Source organism: Steroidobacter sp., assembly GCF_036406195.1.
In the GTDB taxonomy this organism is placed as follows: Bacteria; Pseudomonadota; Gammaproteobacteria; order Steroidobacterales; family Steroidobacteraceae; genus Steroidobacter.
In genome coordinates this window covers 54,285-66,454 of record NZ_DASWVW010000018.1, presented here as the reverse complement: position 1 = coordinate 66,454, position 12,170 = coordinate 54,285, and the positions used below count along the sequence as shown (strand labels likewise).

General features: G+C 62.2%; 7 protein-coding genes. 1 reads left to right on the top strand and 6 read right to left on the bottom strand.

Annotated elements, in window-relative coordinates:
• Position 1: 1 nt before the first annotated feature.
• The 5 genes from VGE08_RS08020 to VGE08_RS08000 all read right to left on the bottom strand — a co-directional run bounded on the left by VGE08_RS08020 (position 2) and on the right by VGE08_RS08000 (position 9,781).
• Complete coding sequence (locus VGE08_RS08020) at positions 2-2,305, bottom strand: hydantoinase B/oxoprolinase family protein (RefSeq protein ID WP_331067336.1); 2,304 nt, start codon at positions 2,303-2,305, stop codon at positions 2-4.
• 28 nt (positions 2,306-2,333) lie between these two features.
• Positions 2,334-4,466: a hydantoinase/oxoprolinase family protein gene (locus tag VGE08_RS08015; protein WP_331067335.1), complete on the bottom strand. Its 2,133-nt coding sequence runs from the start codon at positions 4,464-4,466 to the stop codon at positions 2,334-2,336.
• On the bottom strand, positions 4,463-4,888 hold the full coding sequence (locus VGE08_RS08010; RefSeq protein ID WP_331067334.1) for an acetone carboxylase subunit gamma: 426 nt from the start codon (positions 4,886-4,888) through the stop codon (positions 4,463-4,465). Before VGE08_RS08010 ends, VGE08_RS08015 begins: the two co-directional genes overlap by 4 nt.
• A gap of 21 nt (positions 4,889-4,909) precedes the next feature.
• A complete protein-coding gene (locus VGE08_RS08005) occupies positions 4,910-6,928 on the bottom strand; it encodes a hydantoinase/oxoprolinase family protein (RefSeq protein ID WP_331067333.1) in 2,019 nt (672 codons plus the stop codon).
• 117 nt (positions 6,929-7,045) lie between these two features.
• A complete protein-coding gene (locus VGE08_RS08000) occupies positions 7,046-9,781 on the bottom strand; it encodes a LuxR C-terminal-related transcriptional regulator (protein ID WP_331067332.1) in 2,736 nt (911 codons plus the stop codon).
• A gap of 567 nt (positions 9,782-10,348) precedes the next feature.
• On the opposite strand from VGE08_RS08000, the gene VGE08_RS07995 reads away from it, so the two are divergent.
• Entirely contained in the window at positions 10,349-10,696 is a 348-nt protein-coding gene (locus VGE08_RS07995; protein ID WP_331067331.1) for a hypothetical protein, read from the top strand.
• Positions 10,697-11,001: 305 nt separating this feature from the next.
• Here VGE08_RS07995 and VGE08_RS07990 read toward each other — a convergent pair whose 3' ends face one another.
• A complete protein-coding gene (locus tag VGE08_RS07990) occupies positions 11,002-11,997 on the bottom strand; it encodes a PAS domain-containing protein (protein ID WP_331067353.1) in 996 nt (331 codons plus the stop codon).
• Positions 11,998-12,170: the final 173 nt, after the last annotated feature.

Sequence of the window (12,170 nt, the reverse complement as noted above, 5' to 3'; positions counted from 1 at the left end):
CTCACAACGACACCGGCGGCGTGGAGCGCGGCGGCTCGCGCTCGGACAGTCGTTCCTTGAGATCGGCGAGCTCCGTTTCGAGCTGCCGGATCCGCACGTCCTTTGGATTGGGCATCATCACGCCACGCAGATGATCGGCATCCATCCTGGCGCGCATGCTCCCATCGCTCGCATAGATCACCTTGGGATCGTCCCAAGAGCCAAAGTATGGAATCGCAGCCGGCGGCTCGGCGCTGACCCACTCCCGGCAAAACTCGTCGAACGGCTTGCCACGAGCGATTCTCGCCTTGCGCTCCTCATCGCGAGCCGCCCGGGTGGCCGCTTCGTCGACGACCAGCGAGCGACTGTCATACACCACGCGATAGATGTCCCAAGCCGTTTCGTGCGAGATCAGATCCTCGGCGAGATCCTTCATCACCAGTGCCGGATCGCGTTCCAAGACATCGCCATACCCGCCACCTGCGCCCTGGCAGATCATGTAGATCTCGCCGGTGTTGCAGATCTCGAACGTCATGCCCATGTCGTGGGTGCTGTATGTGGCACCCGGGATGGGCCGCTCGTTCATGAGCTTGACGATGTCGAACACTTCGATCCGGCCCGGATCCTGGTTCAGCACGTCGAAGACGTTCACACCCTTGATCTTGCACAGCTGGTAGGCCGGACAGGAGTAGCCGCCGAACAGCCCCTGCGCGGAGGAGAACATCGAGCCTTCGCAGCCGGTCATGAAACCCCACAGATCGGTGCCGCGCACGGTGGCGATCTGCTCGTAACCCAGCCCACCGCGATACTTGCCGAAGCCGACGCGATCCTTCGCCAGCCGCTGCGCTCCGAGACGAATGATGGGAGTGTCTTCCTCGTTGATCTCGTGCTCGCCGGTATCGCACATGAACCCGAACACCGGAGAGATCGAATGTTCGCCATCGGCGTCGCTGCGCGCGCCCTGCCCGTTGCCATTGATGTCGCCGCAGAAGTTTCCGGTCACGTCTCCGTGCTGCGTGATGCCGCCGTAGATGAAGGTCGCCGCCTGGTCGTACTGAGAGGCGATGACGGCCGAGTAACGCGTCGGCAACGAGTAGTTCAGCTTGTTCATCGGGATCGTCCAGATCACGCAAGCCTTGAACAACGGCATCAGGCTCATCGCCTGGGGCATCTCGCCTTCGGCATCGATGATGGAGTTGCGGTCGGTCAGCACTTCAATGGGCGAGAGCACCGCCATGGTGTGCGGCAGGTCCGGCCAGATGTTCTGCAGCAACCCGGTCGCGAGCGCCGCTTTGAAAGAGGCGATGTTGGTATTCACCGCCCGATTGATGAACTGGGGCGCCGAACCGCGAAAGTCCATGATCATCCGGTCGCCCTTCACGGTGAGGGCGAGCTGGATCTTCTGCAGCGCATTCTCTCGCAGCGTCGAATCCATGAACGCAGCCACGCGCGTAGTGCCATCGGGCAACTCTCGAATGCGCCGCCGCATCTCGCTCTCCACATCCTCCAGATGCTGTCGCAGCGTGCCGATCAAGATCTCCTTACCGTATTGATCGAGCAACGCGAGGATCCGCTCGCGGAGCCGCAGCACGGCGTGCAGCTTGACCTTCATGTCCTCCAGCTGCAGCTTCGGGTCGCGCACCGAGTTCTGCAGGAACGTGAGCAGGTCGCGCTTGATCTGGAAGTTCTCGACGATCTTGAACGGCGGCATCTTGATGCCTTCGTCGTACTTGCTCTCCGCCGCCGCGGGCATGCCACCGGGCTCGCACGCGCCGTTCTCGCCCTCGTGAATGGTCGATGAGAGCCAGCAAACCAGCTCGCCCTTGTAGAACAGCGGCATCATCATCGACTGATCGGTGTTGTGGATGCCTCCGTAGCGCGCGTCGTTGTGAATGAAGCCGTCGCCATCGCGCACGCCGACCGTCGGATCGTCGCTCCAGTACTTGAGGATGAACTTGATGGGATAGAAGCAGCAGGCCGCGAAAGCGATGATGCCGTGAGGCGCGATCATCGCCAGATCGCCCCGGGCGGTGTAGATGGCGGTGACCAGGTCACCCCACTTCGCGCCCGGTGCGGCGCCCATCTGGTTGACCATCTCGAACGCCTCCGACAAGGCGGCATTGATCAGGCTGCGGATGTGCTGTACCTGATGCACGTCCAGGCCCTTGCTCAGGATGGCCTCCTCCTCGGGGCTGCGCGGCCCGACGCTGTGATCGCGCATGATCTCGGGATCCGGCCCGAGAAACAGCCGATGGTCGGCCAGAAATTTGTCACGCAGCGCCTGCTCATCGCTGTGGCTCGCGCCGTCGATTGCAATCGCATTCATCCGCTCTCTCCGCAACGTGGGCGCCGGCTCAGTGGCCCGCGCGCGTAAACCAGACCGCGCCCTGGGCAGCGGCGTAGTACCGCCAGCCCGGCTCGACCAGGTAGGTGGTCGCTCGCGTCGTGACGATGGCCGGACCTTCGATGCGCGTTCCTTCCTCCAACGCGCGCTCGTCGTACACGCGAGTCTCCACCGCGCCTTCGACATTCGCGAAATGACAGGCACGGGTCCCGACGGGCGCGGGTTGGTGCCCCGCTCTGCCGTCGTCCTCGATGCCGGAAAAGCTCACGGTGTTCTGCTCGACGTATGCGCACACACGTATCGTGTTGATGCGAATCCCGGCTTCGGGCGACTGACTGCCCTCGCCGAACCTTTCGCCGTACCGTGTGTGGAACAGGTTGATGAGACTCAGCACGTCCGCCTGATTGCGCAGGCGATCTCGATCGCTCACGACGGCGGTTTGCACGCGCTGGTTTCCATAGCGCATGTCGAGCTCCAGTCGATACCGAATGTCGGCAGCATCGAAACCCTGGCGCAACAGGTCTTCGCGGCCGCGCCGTTCGAGCTCCGCCACGCTCTCGTTGAAGCGCTCGTAGTCGGTGAAGAAGCGCTTCGCATTGGCATCGAACAGTACCGTCCACGTGCTCACTTCATGGATGTGCATCTGGTTCATGTTGCCCGCCCCCACCGCCGAGAACACCGAAGAGAACGGCGGGGCCAGGATGCGATCCACCCCCAGATGGCCGGCGATGCCACAAGCGTGCAGTGGTCCGTTGCCGCCATACGCAAGGATGGTGAATTGCTGCGGCTCGTAGCCGCGCGTTCGCAGCTCATTCGCAATGCCGTTCGCCATGTTGGCGTCGACGGTGCGTCTGACGAGCTTCGCCACTTCGATCGCGTCGCTGTCCAGCTCGTCGCACAGAGCCTCGAATGCCTGCTTGCTGCGTCTGGGATTGAGCTTGATGTGACCGGCGGCGTAGTTCTCCGGATCCAGGTAGCCGAGCAGCAGATCCGCGTCGGTCACCGTCGGCGCCAGTCCACCGCGGTCGTAACAGGCCGGGCCGGGATCGGAACCTGCGCTCTCCGGTCCGACCTGGACGGTCTTGAACATGCGATTGTATTTGCAGATGGAGCCACCGCCGGCGCCGAGCGTGACCAGATGCACCATCGGAATCGACACCAGCCAGCGATCGATGACGGGATTGAAGTCGTAGTACTTCACACCGCCCTCCACCACGATGCCGATGTCGAAGCTGGTGCCGCCCATGTCGGTGGCGACCACGTTGCCGAGTCCGGCCTGTTTCATCAGGTGTTCGCTCGCGGCGATACCGGATACCGGCCCCGAATGCACCGTCTGCAGGGCATCCGTCGAGTTCAGCTGTGCCATTCCACCCGAATTGTGATTCACGAGCATGGGTCGGCTGTAACCCTGGCCGCGCAGGTTCAACTCGAGCGTCCCCAGGCCGTGATACATCGTGGAGTGCAGAAACGCGTCCATGATCGCGGACATGGCACGCGCGTATTCGCCCTTGCGCCCGGCGATCTGATGCGAGAGCAGCATCGGCACCGCGCCGAGCAGATGACCGGGATACTCCTCGAGAAAAATCTCCCGAACTCGCAACTCGTGCGCGGGGTTGACGACGCTGTTGGTGAACACCACGACGAGGGCTTCGGCGCCCGCGTCCATCAGCTCTCGAATCCGCTGGCGCACGTCGTCCTCATCGAGCCGCAGCAACACGTTGCCGAGATAGTCGGTGCGCTCGCGCACCTCACGAATCATTGGAATCGGAACAATGGGCTCCGGACGGTGGGCATTGGGAATGTCCATCTGCCGCTCGGCGGGCAACCCCTCCCCATAACCGCGGGCGCGAGACAATGGGATGGTGCTCTTGAAGCCCGTGGTCACCAGTACTCCAACGCGCGGGCCCTTGCGCTCGATGAGAGCGTTGGTACCGAGCGTCGTCGCATACCGCACCGAATCGACTTCCGAAAGCACGGCTCTCACATCGACATTCAGCTGATTGCAGGCGTTGGCCAGCGCCTCGTTGAAACCCAGCGCAAGATTGTGGTGGGTGGTGAGCGCCTTGCCCTGAATGCCCCGCCCCTCCCAGACCACGAAGCAGTCGGTGAAAGTGCCGCCGATATCGACTGAAACGCGCTTCATGAGCCCTTCCTCGGCGCTGCATGAGAATGCTGGTGTCCGGATACGCGGCGAACGTACGGACCAGCCGGCGCCTGCTGCAACTCCGGCCGATCCTTCCAGGCGGCTTTGAGCGCGTCGATGTCGAGCTCGATGTCGTGCAGCGGCGGATGCCCCGGCGGCAGATACTCGGCTTCGACCAGCGTGCCGCAGCTCGGACAGTAGTACTCGAGGATGCGGCACCAGCTTGGGTCGGGCGAGAAGGTGCGCTGATACAGTTTCGGATCGAGCAGTGGCTTGTGAATCTCAGCGGGGTTGCGATCGTAGACCAGCAGCCCGCGCTTGTAGTTTTCCCGCGCGCCGATGTGCGGACGATCGCAACGGCGGCACTCCCACATTTCGGTGTCGAGATTGATGCGAAGATACTCGGTGATGAGGACGTTCATGATCGAACCCTGGAAATGACGTTAGCGGACCGCGCGCGACAACAGCACATCTCCGGCCGCATTGATTTCGAAGCCCCAGTTGCGCTCGATCCTGCAGGTGAAGAATTCCTCCTCCAGCACCGCAGGCCCGTCCGCGCAGGCCCCGGAAGGCTGCTCTTTGACTCGATAGAGCGGCACGTCTCGCCAGCCATCCTCGAACCGGACCTTGCGCACCGCATGGCTCACCGCGCGCACTCGCGACTTGCCGAAGTAACCATTCAATGTGGCGTGCGCGATGGGTTTGACTGCTTCGATGGCGAGCGAATGACGAGCCTTCGCCGACAAGCCCGGGGGCAGCTTGGGCTCCTGCAACGGAATCAATCGTTCCTCGCCGTCGCTCGTCGAGCGAAGGGTCACGGAAACTCGACATTGATCCAGCTCCGCATTCTCAGCAGCCATGCCACGCCGCGCGCGTTCGATCAACGATGCGTAGCAACGCTCGAACTCGTCAGCATCGAGAGACGACAATGGCGCCTCGTACTGATGCGCGATGTCGGAGAATCCGACGCCGAAAGCGGAGAAGACCGCGGCGAGCCCGGGAATGATCACTCGTGAAATGCCGGCAGCTTCGGCTACCTTGCACACAACGAAAGGCCCTGCGCCACCGAATGCCGCCAAGGTCGTCTCCGGCGTCAGCGGCGTGAACGACTTCAGGCTCGCGGCGATCTTTGCGACCCAAGCCTGCTCCATGGCAAGCGCCGCCTGCTCTTCCGACACCGCGAGCGGGCCGGCGACACGCTCCGCGATGGCGCGGCGCGCCCGTTCTGGATCGATGGGTAACTCGCCGCCGAAGTACGAGGCCGAGTCCAACAGGCCCGTCGACAGGAATGCATCGGTGATGGTCGCCTCCTTGCCACCCAATCCGAAGCATGCCGGGCCGGGCGCGCCGCCGACACTTTCCGGACCGACCTTCACACCCGCGGCATCCACTGTGATGATGGAGCTGCCGCCGACGCCTACGCTCACCACGTCACAGAGCGGGAACGAAGTCTCGACACCCTCCACCTCACCTCGCCGACGCGCACGCACTTCACATCGACCGTCGACCTGCGTGACTTCGCCGATGTCCGTCGTCGTGCCCCCGATATCCATCGAAACCAGATGCTTGAACGCATAATGCTGCGCCAATGCCCGCGCCCCTTCGGCGCCTCCTCGCGGGCCGGAGCTGTATGTCTTCATCGCGATCGTTTTTGCGACCCGCGCGGAGTGGCCGTCGTTGCGAAAGATGAGCAACGGATTGCGGATGTGATAAGCGCGTAATTTGTGTTCCGCGCTGTATAGGAACCGCTCCATGGCCGGATGCAGGAATGCGTTGAACAGTGCCGTCCAGGTGCGCCGCGCGTCATCGTCATCTTCGACGAGCTCGTGCGAGTAGAGGATCGGCACCGCGCCGAGCATGTGCGGCGGAAACTTCCGCAACAGCGTGCGCTTCAACGCCGACTCACGGTCATTTCGCTCCTGTCCCGCGAAGGCGATCACCAGCCGGTTCGCACCGCTCGACGTCAATGTCGTCACCGCGCGCACCACCGCAACATCGGCGTCGCCGGCCTCTCGAGAGGCGGCGTCGAGGTCGATTACCCGGTCGCCAACTAGGTCGTTGAACAACTCTCGGGCTTGCGGCGTCATCTGCAGCGATTGCGGCTTCAGACCGCCCCCCAGGATCAACCCGAGGCGCGGCCCCTTGCGCTCGACCAGCGCGTTGGTTCCCTGAGTCGTGGAATAGCGAATGTACTCAGTCGAGCGCAACAACCTCGGCAGATCCTCCTGCCCATAGATGGAACGGGATACCTTTCGCAACCCGTCCAGCAGACATTTGGAAAGATCGTAGGGTGTGGTCAGCGTCTTGGTGCGCCAGACACTGGCGCCCTCCATCACGCAGATGTCCGTGAGCGTGCCGCCGTTGTCGATGTTGATGAGCTTGCCGGAACCGTCCGCCACCTCGGTGGCAACGCCACCGCTCGCCTGGTCTCGAAGCGACTCCCAAAACCTGCGGTCGATCATGCGTCTCCCCCTCGATCCGAGGGGAATTAAAGGCGCGGGCCGCGGGTAGCCGCGCCACCCGACCGGGTAGTCTTTTGAATGAGTATTGAGAAGGAGGCCGGCTCGCGGCCGTAGCGATCAGCCGATCAGTCCCATCAGGCGCGCCGCCGAGAGCGCCTGGACGCGCGTATTGACCTGGAGCTTCGAGTAGATGTTCTTCAGGTGGAACTTGACGGTATTCTCCGAGACGAAGATGCGTTCGGCCATTTCCCGGTTCGACACTCCGTTGGCCAGATAACGCAAGATCTGCTTTTCCCGGCTCGTGAGCGCCTCGCAAGACGGCATCGGGCTCGACTCCACCGCCTGCGCCACGTCGATGCCCGCCGCTTGCAACAGGACCCGCAGAAACTGCTGCTGCGATTCGGCCTTTGCCTCCCGCGGCATATGCGCCGCGGCCAGCGCCTGATATTCGTCCTGCAACAGGCGATGCAATGCCGGTCCCTCCTCGACGAACACACGCACGTAGCGGCCAGGTTCCGCCAGTTGCAACGCTCCACGCAGCGCGCGGCTCGACGCCTCGCGCATCCCCATCCGGCTCCTGAGCAGCGCATCGAGGGCATGCAGCTTGATTCGACGTCGCACGCGAGCGGGCTGCCGTTCAAACTCGGCATTCAACGCTCGCGAGGCTGCATCGAAATTGCCGGCGTGAATCGCCAGCCGGATCCGCCCCAAGCTGGCCCCTTCCATGTCCTCCGAGAACGGCAGCCAGCGGCCATGCCGTCCCTCCTCCTTGCTCGCGAAGTGGGCGGCAATGGCTTGCGCCTGGTCTATTGCGCCGACCACCAGAGAACGCCTCGCCCGCTCCCAATTGACCGAGCCGATCAAGCGGCTCCATCCATTGCGATAGCAGATGCTTTCCAGCTCATCGAGGATCTCGGTGGCCTGGATCGATTGACCCAGAGCCTCGTGCGCGCGCCCCGCCGACAGGTAGGCGACAACGAGAAAGTCGGGCAGCGCCGATTCCGCGATGATGTCGTGATATTGCCCGAACACCGCCTGCACGAGCTCGAGCTCATTGGCCTCATAGAGCGCCCAGAGATAGCAGGAAGCGAGCGCGGCGAGGGCAAACGACTCGGCCAGATGCAACTCCTGCTCGGCCATGTCCTCCCGATATCGCGCCAGTGCGTTGTTCAGCTCGCCACTCAGGATCTGCATGACACCCGTCACGGCGAGCGTGTAGCCGCGGCTGAAAGTCGCACTGCCCCGTTCGTTGTATGCGCTCGCGAACGCGAGGTACTCCCTCGCCTCCTCGAAATTTCCAAGTGTCATCGCGCGGTAGCTGGTCAGATTGGCCGCTGCGCCCAACTCGAAGGCGCTGAAGCCTTCGGGACTGCAGTTGCAAACCGATACCCGCTCGATGATGGCGAAGGCACTTTCCAGGTCATCGACCGATACCGCCGCCATTGCCAGCACGATGTCCGGGTTGGTCGTGCCCGCCACGCTCCCGCCCGCCCGATGGTTCGCGAGAAACTGCAGCAGCGGCTGCGCCTTTTGCTTGCGCCGGAGAAATACCAACGCGTAGGCCGTCTTGATGGACAGGTCGAGGTGCTTCGCGACCTCACCGAACGGGAGCCGCACGAACCACCGCTCCACGGTTGCCAGTTGCGCGTCCGCGATCAGCCGCGAAGACCAGATGTTCAATGCCTCGACGGCGAGTGCAAAATCCTTGCATTCGATCGCGTGATGCAGCGTCTCCTCGAAATTGCCCTGCGACATGTGCCAGCGCGCGGCCGTCCGATGCACCTCCAGCCCGATGAACCTCGAACGATTGATGAGCTGCTCGATGAGAAACGACGAGAACAGCGGGTGATAGGTGAACCACCGTCGTTGAGCATCCAACGCTCTGACGAACAGCCCCGAGCGCTCCAACTCCTTCAATACGTGCTGCGAATCCGTGCGCCCTGTCACGGCATCGCAAAGCGGCGCGGTCAACCGAGTCAGCAACGACGTTCGCAGCAAGAAGTCCTGCAAGTCCGGTGGCTGCAGCGACAGGACGCTATCGGCGAGGTAATCGGTCAGCTCTCGCGGCGGACAGGCGGAGACATCCTCCAGGGAACTGCGAACCGATGGACTCGCGAGGCTCAATTTGAAGAGTTGCAGTGCCGCCGGCCATCCCTCGGTACGGCAGTAAATGGACTCGATCTCCGCGTTCGTCACGTTCGTATCCTTGTGAACCTCGAAGAACCGCTCGACCTCCTGGAACGAGAAGCGCAGATCCTCGGCACGCAGGATGAGTGCCCGATTGCCGACCAACAGCCGCGACAATCCGATCTCCGGCAGCGACCGGGACGCGATGAAGAATCTCACGTTGTCCGGCAACCGCTCGAAGAGCTTGCGACAGAAGCCGAGAATCGATTTGTTGGTCAGGAACTGAAAATCATCGAGGAATACGGCCACCGGGCGACCGACGCGAAACAGCCGGTCGAGTACCCAGTCGTAGCGCCCCACCGCTACCGTCTCGGTCGCGAACTCCTCGCCGGCAAAACCGTCCGCGGCGGAATCGCCCGTGAGAGAGGCCATGAGCGCCTGAAAGTGCACGGAAAAACGACGGGCGTCATTGTCGGCCTCATCGAGGACATACCAGGCGGTCTGGTATCCGCGCTCGTCGCACAATGCCTTGAGCTGCTGCAGGGTCGTCGATTTTCCGTGGCCTGCCGGCGCGTGCAGCAGGACCAGGCGCGGCACCGTGGTCGCAAAGACCTTGCTCAGTATTCCCTGCCGAGGAATGGCGCCGGCATAGCTGGAGGGCGCACTCAGCTTGTGAGCCTGCACTTCGGCGCGCTGGCGATCCAACTTCAACGGAATCCGGGCCACCTGTCCACCTCGACACTGCCGATCCGAACCTCGGCATTCTGCCTGCGCCAATCGCGTGCAGACAACTGTGCGGGAAAAACCCATGGAGGAGGATCGGCATGGCTGCCGCTGCGAAAATCCCTGATGGATGCGAGCAACCTGCGGGGAAGAACAGCATTCCTACCGAGCCGAGCCCAACCCGTCGACAATCGGCATTTCGCTCAATACCGCCAAAGCCCATCAATGAAATTGCATTCTTCGTATTTAGACTCAGTGTGCATCAGGGTTGCACAGTGCATCTCCCGCTCGCGCATCTCGCGGGGGAACCCCTGGAACAACAAGTCTCATAGCAGCGCTACCGCTCTATTCGACTCGGGCATGATGCGCAATACATCGTAGTTGGTCGCGAGCGCAACTCTCGACGAATGAACGAGCATGCTAGAGACAATGGCACTTAGTTAGCGCCCTGCAGTGGTTGGCGGTTAGCGGTTAGGGCAGACCGGAGGCCAGGATTTAGCTCATTTCTGGCTAACCGCTAACCGCTATCCGCGAACCGCTGCGACAAAGACGGTTAACCAAGCACCATTGATGCTAGAGATCAAAAATGCAAGTAGTTCGACATCGAGCAGTGAGGAAATGATGGCGGATGACTTTGAAGTGGCCCGGGCAGCCGGAGTGACGTATTCACTGAGCGATCGTCCTCCGCTTGCCGCCTCACCAATCCAGATTCCGCGTGGACAGCGTGAGGCCTATCCGATTGCTTCGGGGCAATCAGCCACTGAGATCGAGAGCAAACAATGGCTCAATTTTCTATGGCTCGATGATGCCTCGCAGGAATGGATCGACGCCGTGGGGAAGCTCCCTGATTTGGAGCGATTGCTCATCCAGGAACATCGGCTACCGACCTGCGGCCGCTGGGGCATCTCAGTAAGCTGAGGCAACTGCTGATTTGGACTGCCCCAGAAAGCCAGTTCCGAGAGATTCGACAGCCCAATTCGAACCTTCAGTGCTCCTGGTTCGGGGTCCTGGACATGCTGGGCGCTCTGAAGCGGTTCCAGCGAAGCTCGCGGCATTGATCGTCGACCTGCGCGGTCGAAATTCAATCGGCGTTCACGTCGGGATCGTCGCATTGTGGCGGACAGCGCCAAGCTCACCAAGAGATCAGGTCGCAGCGCGAATATTCCTGGTCGAGAAAATGCCTGCCTGGCCCCTGCAGGCAGAACAAACGCGGGCAATCGATCTCAGTTCGGCGCAACGCTCTGCATCGGAATCGAGATCGTGCAGCGAAGCCCGGTCGGTTCCCAGGCGAAGCAGATGGTCCCGCGAAGCTGCTGCTCCACGATCGATCGAATCAATCGGGTGCCGAAGCCGTGTCGAACAGGTGATCCTATGGGTGACTCTACCGGCGAGCGTCTGATTTCCCGCCATTCGATTTCCAGCAACGTGCCGCCGCGCGGCAGGTCCCAGGTCACGTCGAGCGTACCCGAATCCTCTGCGAACGCGCCATACTTGGCGGCATTCGTGGCCAGCTCATGGAACGCCATCGCGAGCGGCTGCCCGGCCTCCGCACGTACGTACACTGGAGGACCTGCCAGCCGAACGCGATTCGAAGTATTGATGTCGTAGGCTGCCAGTTCTTCGAGCAGCAGGCCGCTGAGACTCACCGGTTTGAGGGATTCGCGCATCAGTACGCTTTCGGCTCGACTGATCGCCTCGAGTCGGCCGGTCACGGCCTGGCGAAAGGCTTCTACCGTGGGCGCTCTCGTCAGCCGGACGACACTTTGCACGACACAAAGCAGGTTCTTGTTGCGGTGCTCAATTTCCCGCGCGAGCAGCTTCTCCCGCTCCTCGAGGCGCTTGCGCTCGGTGATGTCGATCGAGACGCCGACGAGCCCGACCACTTTCCCGTCCTCATCGGTAAAGGGGGCCTTCGTCGACAGCCAGTAGCTCGTGGTGCCGTCCGATGCTCGCAGTTGCTCCTCGACCTGGCATCGGGTGCGCCCGGCCATGATCCGTTGATCATTCTCCATCACCGCGCGGGCCAGCTCCTTGTCGGACAGAAGCTCGAGATCGTCCTTGCCGAGGAAGCCGCCCGATGGCCACCCGACGGCCTCGCCGAATCCTGCGTTCCCGAGCAGGATTCGACCCTCGCGATCTTTCGCGTACACCGCTCCGGGAACGGCCTCGATGAACTCGCGCAGGAAGGAGCGGGTCGCTCGTATTTGCTCTATCGACATGTCTGCCCTTCGATAGCAGGGGCACATGGCCTGACGGCCCCGCGCGATCTCAGAAAGTTTCCCACTGATTGAGGCTCATACTTAAGTCGCGTGCTCCGCTCAGTCAAGATCGCAACGCCAGCACGCGCCAGAATTCAGGCCTCGTCAATGACACGACCGCCTGGTTCTTTGTC

Bases quoted from the DNA above. Each gene is read 5' to 3' on its own strand.
- VGE08_RS07990 (WP_331067353.1), bottom strand. From the start codon at position 11,997: ATGTCGATAGAGCAAATACGAGCGACCCGCTCCTTCCTGCGCGAGTTC.
- VGE08_RS08015 (WP_331067335.1), bottom strand. From the start codon at position 4,466: ATGAAGCGCGTTTCAGTCGATATCGGCGGCACTTTCACCGACTGCTTC.
- VGE08_RS07995 (WP_331067331.1), top strand. From the start codon at position 10,349: ATGCTAGAGATCAAAAATGCAAGTAGTTCGACATCGAGCAGTGAGGAA.
- VGE08_RS08005 (WP_331067333.1), bottom strand. From the start codon at position 6,928: ATGATCGACCGCAGGTTTTGGGAGTCGCTTCGAGACCAGGCGAGCGGT.
- VGE08_RS08020 (WP_331067336.1), bottom strand. From the start codon at position 2,305: ATGAATGCGATTGCAATCGACGGCGCGAGCCACAGCGATGAGCAGGCG.
- VGE08_RS08010 (WP_331067334.1), bottom strand. From the start codon at position 4,888: ATGAACGTCCTCATCACCGAGTATCTTCGCATCAATCTCGACACCGAA.